The organism is Streptomyces sp. NPDC005202 (assembly GCF_040608235.1).
In the GTDB taxonomy this organism is placed as follows: Bacteria; Actinomycetota; Actinomycetes; order Streptomycetales; family Streptomycetaceae; genus Streptomyces.
Genome location: NZ_JBEXHW010000013.1, coordinates 14,001 through 33,248, shown reverse-complemented (window position 1 = coordinate 33,248; position 19,248 = coordinate 14,001). Strand labels below are relative to the sequence as shown.

Here is a 19,248-nt window from a genome sequence, read left to right as displayed (position 1 = left end):
GCTCACCCGTCGGAGAACGAGCCGTGCCGCCCCGCTCCCGCGGCGAAGCGGGCGGCACCCTCAAAGCTCTCCGCCAACACGCCCATGCCGTGGCGGAGTTCGCCCAGCATCGCCGCTGCCTCGTCCCGACCCTCCTGCTCCAGGACCGAGGCGCGGTCGGAGCGCAGACAGGCCTGCGGGTACCGGGCGATCGCGGCGGCCAGCTCCTCGGCCTCGGCACGCGCCCGCCCGGTGGGCACGACCCGGTTCGCGAGCCCCATCCCGTACGCCTCGCGGGCCGGCACCGGTCGCCCGGTGAGGATCATGTCCAGTGCGCGGCTGGTGCCGATCAGCCGGGGCAGCCGTACCGTACCGCCGTCGATCAGCGGCACGCCCCAGCGGCGGCAGAACACCCCGAACACGGCGTCCTCCTCCGCGACCCGCAGATCGCACCACAGCGCCAGTTCCAGGCCTCCGGCCACGGCGTGCCCCGCGACCGCCGCGATCACCGGTTTCGACAGCCGCATCCGCGTCGGCCCCATCGGCCCGTCGCCGTCCTCCGCGACCCGGTTGCCCCGCTCGGTGCCGATCGCCTTCAGGTCCGCGCCCGCGCAGAACGTGCCGCCCTCGCCCCACAGCACCGCCACCCTGGCCTCCTCGTCGGCCTCGAACTCCCGGAAGGCGGCGGCCAGTTGGGCTGCCGTGGGACCGTCCACGGCGTTGCGGGCCTCGGGGCGGGAGAGGATGACGGTGCTGACGTGTCCCTGGCGCTCGATGCGGACCGGCATGAGTGGCGACCTCCTGCTGCGGTGACGAGACCGGCAGGTTACTCCTCGGTCACCCCGCCCGGGGCGTTCTCAGATGACCTTCAGTCGTACCAATGCACCGAGCGTCAGCGCCCCCGGCAGCAGCGGGAGCCAGACGGTGATGATCCGGTAGGCCAGGACCACCGCCGTGGCGACCGCGGCCGGGCCGCCCGCCGCCACCAACGCCACGATCAGCGCGGCCTCGACGGAGCCGAGACCGCCCGGAGTGGGCACGAGCGCGACGGCGACCGTCGCGGCCAGATAGGCGAGCGCCATGTGCGCCGGCGGCACGGGCAGGCCCAGCGCCCGCCCCACCGCGACCAGTCCGGCCGCCTGCAGCGCCGGGAAGGCGAGCGAACCGCCCCACAGCGCCAGTGCCCGCGCCGGACGGGCGTGCACCGAGCGCGCCTCGCTCAGCGCGGTGCGCAGGAAGGCGGACACCGCCGTGCGCAGCCGCCGTACGAGGACCAGTGCGCCCGCCGCGACGACCAGGACCGCGCCCACGCCGAGCAGCAACGGGCCGACCGCACCCGCGGGCAGCAGGGCACCGAGCCGCAGCGCGTCCGGGAAGGCGAGGAACAGGACGGCCAGCAGGGTCAGCCGGGCGACGCTCTCCGCGAGCAGGTACAGGGCGAGCGCGGCGGAGGACCGGGCGAGGGGAACCCCGCACACCGTCAGGAACCGCAGGTTCACCGCGCTCGCGCCGAGGCCCGTGGGCAGCAGGTGATTGGCCGCCCCGGCCGCGAACTGCGTGGCGAGCAGCCGCCGCCTGGGCAGCCGCTCGACGACCGCGCCCTGCCGGGTGAAGGCCGCCGCGACCCAGGTCAGGCAGGTGGCAGCGGCCGCGGCCAGCAGCCACGGCCACTCGGCGCTCGTCAGGTGCGCGAAGCCCTGGGCCAGGACGGACCGGTGCTGCACCGCGGCCACCGTCACGAGCAGGAGCGGGACCAGGCACAGGACCTGGCGGACGGGGACGCGTCGGGGGAGTTGGGGGAGTCGGGGGAGTCGTCCCGGGGGGAGATCGGGGAGTTCTGCGGCTGTCACATCCCAAGAGGTTCTCCGCGCCGCGCCAACTGGGGGTTGCGGACGCGGGGACGGCGGCTTACGGACGGGCAGCGGGTGGGGAGGAGGAACCATCGGGTCCGAAGTCATGGGGTCCTTTGTGGCGCGCACATTGACCTCAACGAAGCTTGAGGTTCTAGGTTCTCTCCCATGAGCATGGAGACCACCGCCTGGACGCAGCTGCACAGCGTCATGACCGCCCAGCAGGAGCGCCGCCCGTTCGCCCGCGCGACGCTGCGCCGCATCAGAGCGTTCGCCCGCCCGCACCGCCGCCGGATCGCGCAGTTCGTCGCCCTGGGGGTGGTGACCGCGCTGCTCGCCGTGGCGACCCCCGTGCTCGCCGGCCGCGTCGTCGACGCGATCGTGTCGGGGGGCGACCGGAGCACGGTCGTACGGCTGGCCCTGCTCATCGCCCTGATCGCGGTGGCGGAGGCGGCGCTCGGCATCCTCGGCAGACGGCTGTCGGCGACGCTCGGGGAGGGGCTCATCCTCGATCTGCGGACGGCTGTGTTCGATCATGTGCAGCGCATGCCGGTCGCGTTCTTCACACGCACTCGTACGGGAGCGCTCGTCTCCCGTCTCAACAACGACGTCATCGGCGCCCAGCGCGCGTTCAGCAACACCCTGTCCGGCGTGGTGAGCAACGTGGTGACGCTGCTGCTCACGCTCGCCGTCATGCTCACCCTGTCCTGGCAGATCACGCTGCTCGCGCTGGTGCTGCTGCCGGTGTTCGTGGTGCCGGCCCGGCGGATGGGCAGCCGGATGGCCCGTATGCAGCGGGAGGCGGCCGCGCTCAACGCGGCGATGGGCACCCGGATGACCGAGCGTTTCTCGGCCCCCGGCGCCACCCTGGTCAAGCTCTTCGGCCGCCCGGAGGAGGAGTCGGAGGAGTTCGCGGGCCGGGCCCGCCGGGTGCGGGACATCGGCATCCGCACGGCGACCGCCCAGTCGGCGTTCATCACCGCACTGACCCTGGTGTCGTCCCTGGCGCTGGCCCTGGTCTACGGCCTCGGCGGCTTCTTCGCCCTGCGCGGCACCCTGGAGCCGGGCGCCGTCGTGTCCCTGGCGCTGCTGCTGACCCGCCTGTACGCGCCGCTCACCGCGCTCGCCGGGGCGCGCGTGGAGGTGATGAGCGCCCTGGTCAGCTTCGAGCGGGTCTTCGAGGTGCTCGACCTCAAGCCGCTGATCGAGGAGAAGCCGGACGCCCGTGAGGTGCCGGAAGGTCCGGTGGCGGTGGAATTCCACGGCGTCCGCTTCGGCTACCCGGCCGCCGACAAGGTCTCCCTGGCCTCGCTGGAGGAGGTGGCGACCCTCGACACCCGCGGCGGCGCCGAGGTGCTGCACGGCATCTCCTTCCGCGCCGAACCCGGGCGGACCGTCGCCCTCGTCGGCTCCTCCGGCGCCGGCAAGTCGACCATCGCGCAACTGCTGCCGCGCCTGTACGACGTCGACGAGGGCGCGGTGCGCATCGGCGGCGTCGACGTCCGCGACCTGAGCTTCGCGTCCCTGCGGGCCACCCTCGGCATGGTCACCCAGGACGGCCACCTCTTCCACGACTCGGTGCGCGCGAACCTGCTGCTGGCCCGTCCCTCGGCGAGCGACGAGGAGCTGTGGGACGCCCTGCGCCGCGCCCGCCTCGACGACCTGGTCCGCTCCCTGCCCGACGGCCTCGACACGGTCGTCGGTGAGCGCGGCTACCGCCTGTCCGGCGGCGAGCGCCAGCGCATGACCATCGCCCGGCTGCTGCTCGCCCGCCAGCGGGTCGTCATCCTCGACGAGGCCACCGCCCACCTCGACAACACCTCGGAGGCGGCGGTCCAGGAGGCGCTCACCGAGGCGCTGGAGGGCCGGACCGCGATCGTGATCGCCCACCGGCTGTCCACGGTGCGGGCCGCGGATCTCATCCTGGTCCTCGAGGCGGGCGTGATCGTCGAACGCGGCACGCACGAGGAACTCCTGGCGGCGGGCGGCCGGTACGCGGAGCTGTACCGCACGCAGTTCGAGAATCAGCCGGGCGAGGAGACGGACACCGCCCCGGCCGGGGAGGCCGTGGCGTAGGCGGACGCGGGCGGCCGGCCGTGGCCGGGTCGGCCGTGGTCGGGTGGGCGGCCGTGGTGGGGTGCTCGGCCCTGGTCGGGCGGTCGGCTGCGTTCAACTCCTTGGACCTCGGTGCCAGTTCGGGGCGATCGTTGCTTCACCTCTTGACGCCTGTGGTCCGTACCTTTAGTTTCACGCCTTAAACAAAGCCCCACGGATGTGCTCAACGTTCAGACATCTGAATGGCGTTGGGCATCCATCTCCGTCGCCCCCCACGCGAAAGGCGGTACCGCCCATGGCCAGACCCCTCCCCGGCTCCGCTCCTGCCCGCACCGCCGTCGCGACCCAGCGCCACGGTCCAGCAGCGCACGGTGAGGCGGTAGGCGCGCAGCAGCGCGGACAGGGAGACGTCGCGCTGGGCGAGGCGGCGGGCGTAGGTGAGGGCCGAGGCGGGGGCGTCCACCGTGTGGGGGTCCATGGCGTGCGTGAGGATGTGCAGGGACGTCACCACGTTCTCGGTGATGCTGGCGTCGAGCAGTCCGCGGAGGGTCTCGTCGTGTTCGAGCGCGGCGATCTCGGCCTCGGTGGTGTCGACGAGACGCCGGATGAAGTCGTCGCGGTGGCGGAAGACCGCGTGGGCGACCAGGGCGACGGGGTCGGTCACAGCTCGTCCAGCGCGGATCGGGCGGCGTTGTGGCCGCACATCCCGTGCGCTCCGGGACCGGGCGGGGTCGCCGCCGAGCAGAGGTAGTGGCCCGGCAGCCCAGTGCGGTACGGGTTCAGGGCGAGGCGGGGACCGAAGACCAGTTGGGGGACGTTCTTGGCGCCGGTCAGGATGTCCCCGCCGACGTAGTTGGGGTTGTACGCGGCGAGTTCGGTGGTGGTGCGCACGGCGGTGCCGACGATCCGCTCCCGGAACCCGGGGGCGAACCGCTCGATCTGGGCGACGATCGCCTCGGTGGCGTCGCCGGTGTAGCCGTTCGGCACGTGCGCGTAGGTCCACACCGGGTGGACGTCTCCGACCGAGCGTTGCGGGTCGGCCAGGTACTGCTGTCCCACCAGGACGAACGGTCGCTGCGGCATCCGGCCGGCACTGATCTGCCGTTCCGCGGCGGCCACCTCGGCGAAGGTGCCCCCGAGGTGCACCGTGCCGGCCCACCTGGCCGGCTCGGCCGTCCAGGGCACGCCCCCTTCGACGGCGAAGTCGACCTTGAAGGCGCCCGGGCCGTACCGGAACCGGCGGTAGGCGCGCGCGACGCGCGGCGGCAGCCGGTCGCCGAGGATGTCGGCCACTGCCGTGGGGCTGAGGTCGAACATCGTGATGGCGGCGGCCGGGAGCTGGGAGGCCGAACGGATCCTGACTCCCGTTTCGATCGTGCCGCCGAGGCCGGTGAGGACCGCCGCCAACGCGCGGGGGATCGACCGCGATCCGCCCGCGGCGACCGCCCAGCCGTGCCGGTGACCGGCGGTGAGGATGCCGAGGCCGATGCTGGAACTCAGCGGCAGGTGCAGCGGCTGGAACGCGTGGGCCGCCACACCCGCGAACAGGGCCCGGGTCTGTTCCTCGGCGAACGTCCGCGCCAGCGCCGAGGCCGGAAGCAGCGCGGGGATCGCGAAGCGGGCGAGGCGCAGCGGATGGTGCGGGATCCGAACGAGCGGGCCCATGATGTCCTCGGCCAGCTCGTCGTAGGCCGCGGCGGGCCCCTCGAACAACCGCCGCCAGCGCGCCCCGTCCGCACCGAGACCGGCTGCGGTGTCGGCGACGGAGCGGCGCAGGACCGCGGCCGTGCCGTCGTCGAGCGGGTGCGCGCAGTCGATGTCGGGCAGCCGCCACTGAAGACCGTGGCGGCCGAGGTCGAGGCTGTGCAGGAAGGGCGATCCCACGGCCATCGGATGGACGGCGGAGCAGTGGTCGTGCAGCAGGCCGGGCAGGATCGCCTCGCTGCTGCGGGTGCCGCCGCCGATCTCGTCGGCGGCCTCCAGGACGGTGACCCGCAGGCCGTGCCGGGCGAGGGTGACGGCGGCGGCCAGCCCGTTCGGGCCGGCCCCCACCACGATCGCCTCATCCATGGGCCGCTGCCTTGGCGGGCGCCGCCGCCGCGCAGTGGTGGTGCACGGGGACGGCGGCTTCCGCCGCGTCGAGCCACGGCTGACGCGTCACCATGTCGCCGACGGTCACACAGCCCTCCTCGATCAGTCCGGTGGCCGCGTCCACGATGCGGTAATGCTGGCACGGGCGGTGCATCGGCTGCTCCAGGACGATCACGCGCAGCTCGCCCGGCTGGTAGCCGCAGCGCTCCTGGACCGCGCGGAGCAGCTGCTCGTTGTGCAGGTGGCCGTCACCGAAGTTCCAGCCGAGGATGGCGCCGGCCACCGTCTCGCCATCGCGGACATCGTAGACGTCGGGGTCGTCGAGGGCACGGGGCAGGAGGCCGTTGAGCGCGCGGCCGTGGCTGTGCAGGGCCCGCCAGGCCAGGGCCTGGTGCAGCATCAGCTCGGCGGTGTCCCGGTCGTAGAGGCGGGCCAGCTGGTCGATGGGCAGTGCGGCGGCCTTGACGATGCCCGCGTCCAGTTTGCGTTCCGTGCCGTGGCGGAAGCACCACAGGCTCGTCGGCCAGTTCCCGGCGTAGTAGCGCATGGCGGGAAGGAAGGACACCAGGTCCGGACGCACATGCCCGAGCACCGGGACGGCGACCAGGCACACCAGCAGGATCACGCCCAGCAACGGTGAGGCCGGCGCCGTCACGCCGACGGCGGCTTCGTGGCCGAACAGGACCAGCGACGAGTACAGGAAGAAGACATTCCACTCCAGTGGTACGCCCATCCGGGGACGGTCCGTCGGTGACGACCACATCCGCGCCGGAGTCGCGGATCTGGTACCCGGCCACTGCCGCGGTCGGCATCGGATTGACCGGTGTCACGGCCGCGCCCAGCCGCCAGGCGGCGAACAACGCCACGACGAAGTCGACACGGTTGGGCAGCATGACTGCGACCACGCCGCCGGGGCGGACTCCCCGCTCACGCAGGATGCGGGCAGCCCGGTCGACGCGCGCGAGGAACTGGGCATTGGTCAGGTCGGACGCGTCGTCGGCGACGCAGGGTCCGTCGGGATCGCGCTGAGCACGCAGGTCCGGAAGGGCGGCGAAATGCATGGCGGCTCCTGATTCCGTGCTCCCCTCGCCACGAGGGAAACGACATGAGGACCCTGGGAATCCGCTGTGCGTACGGCCCATGGGCGCGGGTCACGACACTCGGCGCGGCTCTTGTGCGCCCCGCACAACACCGCGCGGGCACCTGTCCGTGCCTTGCCCTCGGCGCGGCGGCGCCGTACGCTCACCACCGCGTACCGACCAGTCGGTACGCGCCTGGCTGCGGGCCGACGCCTCGATGGCGGCTTGCCGGCCACCCCCGCCGGCCCGATCCACCGATGACAGCCGAAGGAGCCGCCGCAGATGAGCCGGATCAATCACCAGGTGCGCCTGGCCGCACGTCCCGTCGGACAACCGCGACCCACCGACTGGGAGCACGTCGAGGAGCCGGTCGGCGAGCCGGGCGAGGGCGAACTGCTGGTCCAGGTACTCTACTTGTCGATCGACCCGGCAATGCGCGGCTGGATGAACGCCGGCAGGTCGTACATCCCGCCGGTGGAGATCGGCGAGGTCATGCGCGCCGGTGCGGTGGGACGGGTCATCGCCTCCCGGCACCCCGGCTTCGCGGTCGGCGACCATGTGTCGGGCACGTTCGGCGTCCAGGAGTACTGCCTGTCGAACGGGCGCGGCGTCACCAAGGTCGACCCGGCACTGGCACCCCTGCCGACGTATCTCGGCACTCTGGGCATGACGGGCCTGACGGCCTACTTCGGCCTGCTCGACGTCGGACGCCCCCAGCCCGGGCAGACCGTCGTGGTCTCCGGAGCGGCCGGGGCGGTCGGCAGCGTGGTCGGCCAGATCGCCAAGATCCTGGGCTGCCGGGTCGTCGGCATCGCCGGTGGTGAGCGCAAGTGCCGGCTGGTGGTCGAGGAGTTCGGATTCGACGCCGCGATCGACTACCAGGCCGAGGACGTGCGCAAGGCGCTGCGCGAGCACGCCCCCGACGGTGTGGACGTCTACTTCGACAACGTCGGTGGAGACATCCTGGACGCCGTGCTGGTACGGCTGGCGCACGGCGCTCGCGTGGTCATCTGCGGCGCCGTCTCCCAGTACAACAACACCGAGCCGGTCAAGGGACCGAGCAACTACATGTCGCTGCTGGTCAACCGCGCCACCATGACCGGAATGGTGGTCTTCGACTACGCCGACCGGTACCCCGAGGGCATCGCCGAGCTGGCCGAATGGCGGGCGGCGGGCCGGTTGCGGTCGATCGAGGACGTCGTGTCCGGCGGTGTGGCGGCATTTCCCGAGACCCTGCTGCGGCTGTTCCGCGGTGAGAACCTCGGCAAGCTCGTGCTGAAGGTCGGAGGCGAGTGAGGCAGATGGCAGCGCTGGAACTCAAGAACGCGGGCGTGGTCGTCACCGGCGCCGGGTCGGGCATCGGCGCGTCGCTCGCCCGTCGATTCGCCGCCGAGGGTGCCCGGCTCGTGGTCAACGACCTGGACGGCGCCGCCGCGGCCCGGGTGGCCGCCGAGGTCGGCGGACTCGCCGTGCCGGGCGACGCCAGTGCCGAGGAGAGCGTGGCGGCCCTGGTGACGGCGGCGCGCGAACACCTCGGCGAGATCGATCTGTTCTGCGCCAACGCGGGGATCGAGCCCGGCGGCGGGGAACACGCTCCGGAGGAGATCTGGGACCGGGTCTGGCAGGTGAACGTCATGGGACACGTGCGGGCGGCCCGCCACCTGATCGGGCCGTGGCTCGAACGCGGACGCGGACACCTGCTGGCCACGGTGTCCGCCGCCGGCCTGCTGACCCACCTCGAATCGGCGCCGTACTCGGTGACCAAGCACGGCGCGCTGGCCTTCGCCGAGTGGCTCTCGGCGACCTACGGCGACAAGGGACTGACGGTCCAGGTACTCTGCCCGCTGGGCGTGCGCACCGAGATGTACGAGAAGTCCGACCCCGCCGCCCGGACGGTGCTCGCCGGCGAGGTCCTCGAACCCGGCCAAGTGGCCGACTCCGTGGTGGAGGGACTCGTGGACGGGCGGTTCCTCATCCTTCCCCACCCGGAAGTGCGGGAGCACTACGCCTTCCGTGCCAACGACACCGAACGCTGGCTCCGCGGCATGCGGCGCCTCCGCCGGCGCATCGACGAGGCCGCCAGCGGCTGAGCCGGAGCCGGCCGCTCACTCGTCCGAGTAGCTGAAGTCCCCCACCGTCCAGGCGCTCACGTCCTTGATGGCGATCCGGTACATCCCGCCCGTCTCGGGGATGCCCACCGGGCCCTGAAGGATCCTGGCAACATGGAAATGCAGATGGGAGGGCGGCCCGGTGCGGCGGGGCTCCGTGCCCTCGGCCGGCGCCACGGTGCCGGCGAACGGGCCGAGGCGCTCCGAGTCCCTCAGGACCTCGGCCACTCGCTGCCTCCACACGTTCTCGGGCGCCAGCCTGCCCGTGATCACAGCTCCGTGGACCACGACGGTGAGGGACATCTGATTGGTTTGCTCCGACTCCACCGTGGCCGCGATGGCAACGAGCAGCTCATCAGGGTTCGACATGAATGCTGATCCTATGAGCAAAGGCCGTGTCCCGGGCGGGGACGGTGCGCCCGGGTGTTGGCCCGGGCCACCTCGGTCGACGTGACCGGGCCGTCCTTCACCTCCCGGCCGCCCGGCAAGGACGATCACTTCCGGCCACGGTACGGCACCCGATGCGGCGCCGACCCCGGTGAACCCCCCCGCGAATTACCCGATGCGTTCCCATCCGCGGCGCGGGACGCGGGTACCGAGTCGGGGGTTGCGGCTGCGGTAGACGATGTACGGCCGGGTGAGGTAGCCCAGAGGCGCAGTGAGCATGTGCACCAGGCGGGTGAACGGCCAGAACGCGAAGAGCAGCATCGCGCTGATCGCGTGGAGCTGGAACAGCAGCGGGGTGACGGTCATCCGGTCCGGGTCGGGCTGCAGATCATCTGCCGCGCCGGGCGGTTCCAGTCGGCCGCCGTCGCGATCACCGAGTAGCCGGTGAGGGGGCGGACCTTCTCCTGCCCGACGTAGTGGGCCCAGCCGCCGCCGTTGACGCCCAGGCAACCCGTCAGGGTCGTCGGAGTGAGGAACGCCCGGTAGATGGTGTCGGAGTGGAACCAGTGGTTGGTCCCCGCCCCCATGACGATCATCGAACGGCCCCGTGACTCCTCGGCGTTGGCCGCGAACTCCCGCGCGATCCGTGCCGCCTTCTCCGAGTCCACCCCGGTGATCGCGGCCTGCCACGCCGGCCTGTACGGTGCGGCGGCGTCGTCGTAACCGTAGGGCCATCGGCCGGGCAGGCCGTCCCGGGCCACGCCGTACTGGGCCAGCAGCAGGTCGAACACGGTGGTCACCAGTGTCCGGCCACCCGCCGCACCGGCACCCCGCGCAGCAGGCGCCCCGCCTCGCCCTCCGGGGCGTCGAACCGCGGGACCGCGACGGCCACGGGTTCCTCACCGCCGTCGGCCGTCAGCAGCGTATCGACGTCGCCGGGATCCAGGTTCCACTTCCCGGCACCGGAAGCGCCGAAGCGGTCGCCGAGCGTCCCGTTGGGCACCACCGGGGCCGGTGGCCGTATCCAGCAGCACGGTGCGGAACTCCGCGTGCTCGGCTGCGGCATGCTCGCCGCCGAGGTCCGCGGCGGTGAGGAACTTGCCCGGGCGTACGTGCCCGGCTCACGCTCCTCCACCGCGACCAGGAACGGCAGATCGGTGTACCTGGCCCAGCAGGTTCGCGCCACCTCCGCGACAGTCTGCCGGGTGCCGTCATCGTCTGCGCTCGTTACGTCAGCGTTGCCGTCACTGCCGTCGGCGTACTGCCTGACCACCGCCTTGAGAAGTTCGATTGGGTGGCGCCTCTGGCGGTGGTCGGGCGCGGTCGGCTGCGATGGTCGTGTCGCCTCTGAGCGTTCCCTCCGCCATTGATGTCCAGCTACGGATGCCGGCCAGACCTCGATGCGAACGATCGGTGTGGGGTGGTCATTGAGGGCTGCGCTGCTGGTCAGTCCGCTGCCCGGGACCTGTCCAGCTACTGTGGCCAAGCTGGTTGCTGCATCACTGCGGATGTGCGGATCACTGACTTGCCGGTCACGTCCGCTGGAGTGGCCGTCGATACACCACTCCAGCGGACGTGACCCGCGCCTTGCAGGGACGGGTGACGCAGCGCGGGAGGACCGGCCGAGTGGATTGCGCCTCCAGTACGCCTGAACCAGATGCCGACAGGGTGGGCTGAGTGCGTACCGACTCGTCTTCCCAGCCCGACGCCCGACCAGGAGGCCGCCATGGCAACCATCCGCCCCGTGGGGCCTGTTGGTGAGTCCCCGGCGGACGGACCGGACCGGCACAGGCCCAGGCTTGAAGAGGTCGCCGACGGGGTCTTCGCCCATCTCCAGCCGGACGGGGATGGTGCCTGAACAACGCCGATGTGCTGGTGTCGGACGGCCGGGCGGCGGTGGTCGACACGGCGGCGACCGAACGCCGTACGCGGCTGCTCCGCGAGGCGGTCGCGTCCGTGGCGCACGGCGAGCCCGAAGTGCTGGTCAACACGCATCACCACAGTGACCACACCTTCGGGAACTCCCTGCTCGGGCCGAGCACCGTAATCGTGTCGCACGACGAGACCCGACGGCAGAGCGCGGATGCGGGGCTGGGGCTTTCAGCCATCAGTCAGCTTCAATACGGAAACAACAGCCGGGAACCCAGCCGGGAACCCAGCCGGACCGCGGGCCATTGTAGAGTGAAGAAATGCCCTTGACCTGCAGCAGCAGGCAGGGAGCCGAATTCTGGGAGCACTCAATGCTGCGTACTCTGTTCAAGTCCAAGATCTAATACTTGGACGAACCCGCAGGTCAGGCGCATAGCGTGAGCGTCGAGGTCAGCAACAGGTCAGCATCAGTCTGCAGGGGCGGCCTTCTGCTGGCCGAGTCATGGGTCCGGGAGCGGTCAGGCATGCTCCCGGACCTACTCGAGGAGTTCGTCCGATGCCCCGACAGCGGGCCCGCGAAATGGCGCGCGAACGCGCGGTTCGTGAGGGCAAGGCCACCGGCCGGTCCATCGCGCACATCGCGCGAGACCTCGGCATCCGTCCCGAAGCCCTGTGCGGCCGGGTAGGTCAGGCCGAGCCCGACGCCGGCGAACGTGGCGACCGGCTGACCACCGCAGAGGGTGAGGAACTCAAACAACTCGCAAGGAAAACGCCGCATAGAAGCGGGCGAGCGAGATTCTCAACGCCGCCCGTGTTTCGCGAACGAGCTTGACCGTCCCCGGACGAGGTTGAGCCGGTGATCGACACCTGCGGGCAATGAGTCTCCGGGCGACGTCGGCCTGCCGGGTGCTGGACCTGTCGGCCTCCTCCCTGCTACGCGCGCAAGAAGCGGCCCCACGTCGGCCCGGCGTCGGCGGGAATAGCAGGTCATGCCGCTGATCGAACACGTCCACGCCGAACCCGACGGCACCTGTGGTGCCCGCCGGATCACCCGCGCCCTGCGGTGCAGGAGTCGCCGTGGCTCGCGGCGCCGTCGAGCGGCTGTGGCCGACCTCGGCATCGAGGGCGTCATCGGCGGCCGGCGGTGCCGCGCCACCGTGCCGGAGCAGTGGGCACCCCGACCGCCGGACCTGGTCGACCGCGACTTCACCGGCAGGAGGACAAAGCGCATCGCGTGGCTCACCAAGCCGTTACCGGAAGAAAACTTGCGCGTCCGGCTGGGCGTAGGCGCTGCTCCGAGTACCGCTCCACCGGGTGGACTGACTGCTGTGAGCCGCGTACCTCGCCCGCGGGTGCGCTGTCCACGGCTGGCCTCCACGGCTGGCCAGGAAGCGGCATTTCGCATACACGGCCCGGAGAGGGAGGTGCGCAGGCCGACAACGGTACCTAGGGTGGGGAGTGCAGGTCTGTGACACAGCCTGGAACGAGTGACGAAACAGGAAGACGCGCGACGCAGTGCCCACTCCGCTGTAGGCTCGGCCGCGACGAGCGGCGACCGGCGCGGACCCGTGCGAACGCCGTCGGGCGTTGGGGATGAACCAAGGGCGGTTCTGAACCATGAGGGATGTACATCGGCTTGAGTCCATCTCGGCGAACCTGGGCAGCGGCACCGTGCTCGCGGCGTGGGAGCGGTTCGTGCAGGGCGAGGATCACATCCCGGGTGTCCGGCCCCTGGTGGCGATCTCCTGGCATCGCTGCCGGGAGCAATACCGGGTCGACCCTCACCTCACAGAGGCTCCGGTAGCCGTCGTGGAGCCCGACCATACGCCCGAGCACGATGTCGTATTCGCTGAGCTGGGCTTCCGTGCCGCCTCCGTGGCACATGAGGTGGGCAACCTCGGTGGCGTCGTCACCGTCACCGATGCCACTGGCCGGATCCTGGCCGAGTGGGGTGATCAAGCCACGCTCGCCAGAGCCGGCGACTCCAATCTGGCGCCCTGGTTCTGCTGGTCCGAGTGCGCGGTCGGCACGAACGGCATGGGCACGGCGCTCGAGGCGCACGGCCCGGTACCGATCAGGGGCGCGGAGCACTGGTGCCAGGCGTTCCACAACTGGGTCTGCGCGGGCATCGCGGTGCGTGACGTGGTGACCAGGGAACCAATCGCGGTCCTGAACCTCTGCTGCTGGCGTAGCCCGCTTCCCGCGTCCGCGGAAAGCTGGCTGGCGAACGCGGCCACCATGACCCAGCACCCGCTGAAGAGGCGCGCCCGGGACAGCGGCGCCGAGCTGGTCGCGGCCTACACCCAGGCCAGGGCACGCTCCAGTGCGGCGCTCGCCGCGGTGGACACCGCGGGCAAGGTGGTGATCGCCGACGACATGGCAAGCGTGCTCCTGGGCGTCCCGGCATGCACCCCAGCGGTCGACCCCACGCTGCGATGGAACCCCGGGCTGCCGGGATTGATCGCAGCCGCCCGGTACGCCACCAGGCAGGCAGCCCACAATCCTGACTGGGTCGGCTCGACGCAGATCTTCGCCCACCTCGCCGACGAGCCGACATCGATCAGCATCCGGCCCGTCTTCTCATCCGGACGCCTGATCGGGAACCTGGTCTCGTTCGGCGCCTCCGACGGGGCGCAGTTGCCCCAGGCGGAGGGGCCCGCGCACCCTCGGGTGCAGCCGCGCCGACTGGTCGCGATGCGCGCCAACCGGATGGTGCTGTTGCGGCTGCCGGAAGTCTCCTTCGCCGAATCGCAGGGAAACGACGTGTGGCTCTCCACCGATCAGGGGCGATTGCGAGCCGCCTCTCCGAGCCTGGACAAGCTCGACAGTGACCTGGCGGATGTCGGCTTCCTGCGGGTGCACCGCCGGTATGTGGTCAACCTCAGCCGCATCCGGGAGATCGAGCGCGGGCTCAAGGGCGAGCTGTCTCTGGTCATGGACGACCGGACGCACGAGATGGTGCCCGTTTCCCGGCGGAACGCGCCGGCCGTGCGTCGCGCGCTGGACATCTGAGTGCCCCGGCACGACCATTGTTCCCGGAAGGAAAATGCCGTGTCTGACAGCCCGGACGCCGTTGTCGGCGAGAGGAACGATGTGAGCGCGGGCGGCCTCGGCCTCTCTGTCCCGGCCGTGCACCGCAGTCACCCGATCGGCGGCGCGAGCAACCGCGACTCGTGGCCGGACCGGCTCGACCTGACGATCCTCCGGAAACACCCCGTCATGGCCGACCCCATGGGCGAGGACTTCGACTACGCCGCGGAGTTTCGCACGCTCGACCTCGACGCCCTGGCGCGGGACGTCGACGAGGTGCTGACGACGTCGCAGGAGTGGTGGCCGGCCGACTTCGGCCACTACGGGCCGCTCGTAATCCGGATGGTGTGGCATTGCGCCGGGACGTACCGCATCGACGACGGCCGCGGTGGTGCGAGCGCGGGCATGCAGCGTTTCGCGCCGCTGAACAGCTGGCCGGACAATCGCAACCTCGACAAGGCGCGCCGGCTGCTCTGGCCGGTGAAGAAGAAATACGGCCGCAAGATTTCGTGGGCCGACCTGATGATCTTCGCGGGCAACCGCGCCCTGGAGACGATGGGCTTCACGACCTTCGGCTTCGCCGGCGGCCGGCCGGACGTCTGGGAGCCCGACGAGGACATCTACTGGGGTCCCGAGCGCGCCTGGCTCGGCAACGAACGCTACGGCGGCGTCCGGGAGTTGGAGCACCCTTTGGCCGCCGTCCAGATGGGCCTCATCTACGTCAACCCGGAGGGACCGAACACCGTCCCGGACCCGCTCACCGCGGCCCGGGACATCCGCGAGACGTTCCGGCGCATGGGGATGAACGACGAGGAGACCGTCGCGCTGATCGCCGGCGGCCACACGTTCGGCAAGACCCACGGCGCGGCCGCCCCGGACGCCTACCTCGGCCCCGAACCCGAGGGCGCCCCCCTCGAGGAGCAGGGCCTGGGATGGAAGAGCAGCTACGGCACCGGGAAGGGCGCGGACGCCATCTCCAGCGGGCTCGAGGGTACGTGGACGCCCTCCCCGACGAGATGGGACAACAGCTTCTTCGAGACCCTGTTCGGCTATGAGTGGGACCTGGAGCTGAGCCCCGCGGGTCTGTGGCAGTGGATCCCGAGAGACGGCGGCGGGGCCGGCACCGTGCCGGACGCCCACGACCCGTCGACGACACACGCCCCGACAATTCTGACGACGGACCTCGCGCTGCGGTCGGACCCGGTCTACGAGTCGATCTCGCGACGCTTCCTGGAGAACCCGGACCAGCTCGCGGATGCGTTCGCCCGGGTCTGGTTCAAGCTGACACACCTCGACATGGGCCCGATCCAGCGCTATCTCGGACCGCTGGTTCCCCGGGAGACGCTGCTCTGGCAGGACCCGGTCCCTGCCGTGGACCACGACCTCGTCGGGGCGGCGGACATCGCCGCGCTCAAGAGCCAGGTCCTCGCCTCCGGGCTGTCCGTCTCCCAGCTCGTCTCGACCGCGTGGGCGTCGGCCTCGACGTTCCGCGCCAGCGACAAGCGTGGCGGGGCGAACGGCGCGCGCATCCGCCTCGAACCGCAGCGGGGCTGGGAGGTCAACGACCCCGACACGCTGGCACAGGTGCTGCAAACCCTGGAGGGGATCCAGGAGTCCTTCAACTGCTCCGAGACCGGCGACGAGAAGATTTCGCTGGCCGACCTCATCGTGCTCGGCGGAGCCGCCGCCGTCGAGCAGGCCGCCAGGACCGCTGGCCACGCCGTTCAGGTCCCCTTCAGTCCGGGACGCACGGACGCCACGCAGGAGTGGACCGATGTGGAGTCCTTCGCCCCGCTCGAGCCGACCGCGGACGGGTTCCGCAACTACCGCGGCAAGGCCAGCCGGCTGCCGCCGGAGCACCTGCTGGTCGACCGCGCGAACCTGCTGAACCTGAGCGCGCCCGAGATGACCGTCCTCGTGGGTGGCCTGCGGGTGCTGGGCGTCAACTACCAGCAGTCGCCGCTGGGCGTCTTCACCTCGGCGCCCGGGTCGCTGAACAACGACTTCTTCGTGAATCTGCTCGACACGGACACGGAATGGAAGCCGACATCCGCGACCGCCGAAACCTTCGAGGGCCGCGACCGCGCCACTGGCGGGATCAAGTGGACCGGTAGCCGTGTCGACCTCGTCTTCGGCTCGAACTCCGAGCTGCGTGCCGTCGCGGAGGTCTACGCGAGCGACGATGCACGGGAGAGGTTCGTGCAGGACTTCGTCGCCGCATGGACCAAGGTCATGAACCTCGATCGGTACGACCTCGCTTGATCGACGCGTCGCAGTGCGGCCCGGCTGCTCTCAACGGCGGCACATCGGGTACGAACGGCAGATGGTCGCGGACGAACGGTATGAGCCGGCCCGAGCCAGGGCTCACCTTGTCGGTGTGATTCGTCCGGCGTAGCGTCTTTCTTGACTACCGATTTCGCATCCTTTCCGGTGCTATTCATTCGGCGTGGCGCGCTCCTTGAGTACCGATTACAGCCGGGCATCAGGCGATGCCAAAGGGGAATTTCGCGGTGTGTGCAACCGGCTGCGACGTGCCGCCGTCAGCGCGGCCTATGCGGAATGAACAGAGATTCGGGATGAGGGGAGTGAAGCCCCGATGACGACCGCGCAGGAGCGAGCCGACCTGCTGGACAAGCTCGGGTTGGCCGCACAGAACAAAGCATCGCTGGGACAAGTGCTGGGAACCGGAAGTATCGGGCAGGCCACCGAGGGATCGGAAGGCCGCATGCAGGCCACCATTCGTATCCACCCGGATGAGCTGACCTGGGATCCCTCCATTCTGGTCATGCCCCATGGCGGTGATATCGAGCTCGAGCTCGTCAATGACGACGAGAACACGCACTGCGCGCTCCTGCCGAGCAATGGCGACCGGAAGTTCATCTGGTTGGTGAACCATTCGCGAGGACGGGCGCACCTCAACCTCGACGGGCCTGGCTACTACTGGTTCAGCTCGCCCACGGGCAATGACGAGGGCCGGGGGCTGACCGGTGCCATCGTCGTCCTGGGGGACGCTCCGCCGGAGGCTCGCCTCGACCGTCCCGAACAGCCGCGGCCGTAGGAAGAAGGAGGAGCAAATGACCACCGTCGACTACGTGGACGCGGGAGAGGCTGTCGACCAGGGGAAGCTGAGCGGCAAGGTCGCGGGCGGGGACGTCGCGCCGCCGGTAGTGGCCGGCGTCAACTACGAGCGCATACTCAATGCCCGCGAGGAACCCCAGAACTGGCTCACCTACTACGGCGCCTACAACGGGCAGCGGTACAGCCCGCTGGACCAGATCAACACGGAGAACGTCAAGCGCATCGGCCCCGCATGGGTCTTCCAGGCCGGCACGACCGGCCTGATCGCGGGCGCGTCGACCTACTCGTTCGAGGCCGCCCCAATCATCGTCGACGGGGTCATGTTCCTCTCCGGCTGGGACGGCTGGGTCTGGGCCCTCGACGCGAAGACGGGTGTGGAGATCTGGCGGTACAAGCATGCGGTCCCCTTCGACGTGTCCTTGTGCTGCGGGAACGTGAACCGAGGGGTAGCCGTGGCTCAGGGGAAGGTCTTCTTCGTCACGGCGAATGCCCGTGTGCTCGCGCTCGACGCCACCACCGGCAAGCGGGTCTGGGACAAGACCTACGGAGACGTCCGGGCCGGGGAGAGCGCCACGGTCGCCCCGCTGATCGTGAAGAACATGGTCATCGTCGGGAGTTCCGGCGGCGAGTTCGGCGTACGCGGCCACCTCGACGCGTTCGACCTCGAAACCGGCGAGCACCAGTGGCGCTGCTACACGGTGCCGAAGCCCGGGGAGCCCGGCTCGGAGACCTGGCCCGCCGACGGCGAGGCCTGGGCACGGGGCGGGGCGAACTGCTGGGTCACCGGCACCTTCGACCCGGAGACGAACCTGCTGTACGTCGGCACCGGCAACCCGGGGCCCGACTTCGACGGAGGCGTCCGCGAGGGCGACAACCTCTTCACCGACAGCGTCATCGCCGTCGATGTGGACAGCGGACGGATCCGCTGGCACTACCAGTGCACCCCGCACGACCTGTGGGACTACGACAGCATCGCCGAGTGCATCCTGTTCGAGCAGGACGGGCGCAAACTGCTCGGACACTTCGACAAGAACGGCTACTTCTTCGTCCTTGACCGCACGAACGGCGAGAGGGTCCAGATCACTCCCTTCGTGGACCGGATCACGTGGGGGGCGATCACGAGGGACGGCCAGGTGACGGCCAAGGTGTACCCGGACAAGGAGGGAGAACCGGTCCACTTCTACCCGGGTCCGGCCGGCGCCAAGGAATGGACCCATGCGGCCTACAGCCCGAAGACCGGGCTCTTCTACGTCCCGGTCCAGGACACCGGAGCCACGGCAACCCGGCGGCGCCGGGAGTTCAAGGAGAGCATTCCGTACTGGGGCGCGGGCGTTCAGGTGGACATCGAGGACATGGCGGGGTCCATCAGCGCGTTCGACGCCACCGGCGAGGAGAAGTGGCGCTGGCGCAACGAACTCCCGATGTGCGCCTCGGTGCTGGCCACCGGCGGTGACCTGGTGTTCGCCGGTGAAGCCTCCGGGGAGTTCAACGCGCTCGACGCCCGCACCGGGGAGCTGCTGTGGCAGTTCCAGTGCGGAAGCGGCCACCACAGCAGCCCGACCACCTACATGGTCGACGGCAGGCAGTACATCGCCGTGCCGGTCGGTTGGGGCGGATGGGCCGAGGGGTTCCTCCCCGGCATGCTCGGCGCGGGGCACGGAAGCGCCCTGATCGTCTTCGCCCTCCCGGAATCGTCGTGACGCGTGCCCCGGAGGCTGCCGT

The 19,248-nt window shown here is 70.7% G+C and carries 14 protein-coding genes and 3 pseudogenes; 8 read left to right on the top strand and 9 right to left on the bottom strand.

Going from position 1 to position 19,248, the window contains the following annotated elements; genetic code table 11:
• Positions 1-2: 2 nt before the first annotated feature.
• Together ABZV31_RS20205 and ABZV31_RS20200 are read right to left on the bottom strand one after the other, a co-directional pair.
• Positions 3-767, bottom strand: coding sequence for a crotonase/enoyl-CoA hydratase family protein (locus tag ABZV31_RS20205; RefSeq protein ID WP_355895516.1), 765 nt, complete (start codon positions 765-767; stop codon positions 3-5).
• 69 nt (positions 768-836) lie between these two features.
• Positions 837-1,829 carry a lysylphosphatidylglycerol synthase transmembrane domain-containing protein gene (locus tag ABZV31_RS20200; RefSeq protein WP_355895514.1) on the bottom strand — a complete coding sequence of 331 codons (993 nt, stop codon included), beginning with the start codon at positions 1,827-1,829 and terminating at the stop codon, positions 837-839.
• A 174-nt stretch (positions 1,830-2,003) separates the two neighbouring features.
• Here ABZV31_RS20200 and ABZV31_RS20195 point away from each other — a divergent pair, with 174 nt between their 5' ends.
• Positions 2,004-3,905 (top strand): ABC transporter ATP-binding protein, encoded by a 1,902-nt coding sequence (locus ABZV31_RS20195; protein ID WP_355895829.1) that lies wholly within the window; start codon positions 2,004-2,006, stop codon positions 3,903-3,905.
• 202 nt (positions 3,906-4,107) lie between these two features.
• Here ABZV31_RS20195 and ABZV31_RS20190 read toward each other — a convergent pair whose 3' ends face one another.
• From ABZV31_RS20190 to ABZV31_RS20175, 4 genes and pseudogenes are all read right to left on the bottom strand, one after another.
• Positions 4,108-4,548, bottom strand: coding sequence for a hypothetical protein (locus ABZV31_RS20190; protein ID WP_355895511.1), 441 nt, complete (start codon positions 4,546-4,548; stop codon positions 4,108-4,110).
• On the bottom strand, positions 4,545-5,954 hold the full coding sequence (locus ABZV31_RS20185; protein WP_355895508.1) for an NAD(P)/FAD-dependent oxidoreductase: 1,410 nt from the start codon (positions 5,952-5,954) through the stop codon (positions 4,545-4,547). The genes ABZV31_RS20190 and ABZV31_RS20185 overlap by 4 nt, the downstream gene beginning before the upstream one ends.
• Positions 5,947-6,708 (bottom strand): DUF3556 domain-containing protein, encoded by a 762-nt coding sequence (locus tag ABZV31_RS20180; protein WP_355895505.1) that lies wholly within the window; start codon positions 6,706-6,708, stop codon positions 5,947-5,949. Before ABZV31_RS20180 ends, ABZV31_RS20185 begins: the two co-directional genes overlap by 8 nt.
• Positions 6,709-6,721: 13 nt before the next feature.
• Positions 6,722-7,036 (bottom strand): annotated as a pseudogene (locus tag ABZV31_RS20175) (AMP-binding protein); the annotation flags it as partial.
• Between the two features lie 300 nt (positions 7,037-7,336).
• Here ABZV31_RS20175 and ABZV31_RS20170 point away from each other — a divergent pair.
• Together ABZV31_RS20170 and ABZV31_RS20165 are read left to right on the top strand one after the other, a co-directional pair.
• A complete protein-coding gene (locus tag ABZV31_RS20170; RefSeq protein WP_355895502.1) occupies positions 7,337-8,350 on the top strand; it encodes an NADP-dependent oxidoreductase in 1,014 nt (337 codons plus the stop codon).
• A 5-nt stretch (positions 8,351-8,355) separates the two neighbouring features.
• Positions 8,356-9,144 carry an SDR family oxidoreductase gene (locus ABZV31_RS20165; RefSeq protein WP_355895500.1) on the top strand — a complete coding sequence of 263 codons (789 nt, stop codon included), beginning with the start codon at positions 8,356-8,358 and terminating at the stop codon, positions 9,142-9,144.
• A gap of 15 nt (positions 9,145-9,159) precedes the next feature.
• On the opposite strand, the gene ABZV31_RS20160 is transcribed toward ABZV31_RS20165, so the two are convergent.
• The 3 genes and pseudogenes from ABZV31_RS20160 to ABZV31_RS20150 form a co-directional block, all read right to left on the bottom strand.
• The gene (locus ABZV31_RS20160) at positions 9,160-9,531 is read right to left on the bottom strand and encodes a hypothetical protein (RefSeq protein WP_355895497.1); all 372 of its coding nucleotides are present in this window, start codon (positions 9,529-9,531) and stop codon (positions 9,160-9,162) included.
• Positions 9,532-9,717: 186 nt separating this feature from the next.
• Positions 9,718-9,933: pseudogene (locus ABZV31_RS20155) on the bottom strand (respiratory nitrate reductase subunit gamma); the annotation flags it as partial.
• Positions 9,934-9,935: 2 nt separating this feature from the next.
• Positions 9,936-10,714: pseudogene (locus ABZV31_RS20150) on the bottom strand (nitrate reductase subunit alpha); the annotation flags it as partial.
• 704 nt (positions 10,715-11,418) lie between these two features.
• Between ABZV31_RS20150 and ABZV31_RS20145 the strand changes: the two are divergent.
• The 5 genes from ABZV31_RS20145 (at position 11,419) to ABZV31_RS20125 (ending at position 19,226) form a co-directional block, all read left to right on the top strand.
• Positions 11,419-11,748, top strand: coding sequence for an MBL fold metallo-hydrolase (locus ABZV31_RS20145; protein ID WP_355895495.1), 330 nt, complete (start codon positions 11,419-11,421; stop codon positions 11,746-11,748).
• A gap of 1,341 nt (positions 11,749-13,089) precedes the next feature.
• On the top strand, positions 13,090-14,430 hold the full coding sequence (locus ABZV31_RS20140; RefSeq protein ID WP_355895492.1) for a LytTR family transcriptional regulator DNA-binding domain-containing protein: 1,341 nt from the start codon (positions 13,090-13,092) through the stop codon (positions 14,428-14,430).
• 135 nt (positions 14,431-14,565) lie between these two features.
• Positions 14,566-16,710, top strand: coding sequence for a catalase/peroxidase HPI (gene katG, locus ABZV31_RS20135; protein ID WP_355895826.1), 2,145 nt, complete (start codon positions 14,566-14,568; stop codon positions 16,708-16,710).
• Positions 16,711-17,044: 334 nt separating this feature from the next.
• Positions 17,045-17,506 carry an MSMEG_3727 family PQQ-associated protein gene (locus ABZV31_RS20130; protein WP_355895490.1) on the top strand — a complete coding sequence of 154 codons (462 nt, stop codon included), beginning with the start codon at positions 17,045-17,047 and terminating at the stop codon, positions 17,504-17,506.
• 16 nt (positions 17,507-17,522) lie between these two features.
• On the top strand, positions 17,523-19,226 hold the full coding sequence (locus ABZV31_RS20125; RefSeq protein ID WP_355895487.1) for a PQQ-dependent dehydrogenase, methanol/ethanol family: 1,704 nt from the start codon (positions 17,523-17,525) through the stop codon (positions 19,224-19,226).
• Positions 19,227-19,248: the final 22 nt, after the last annotated feature.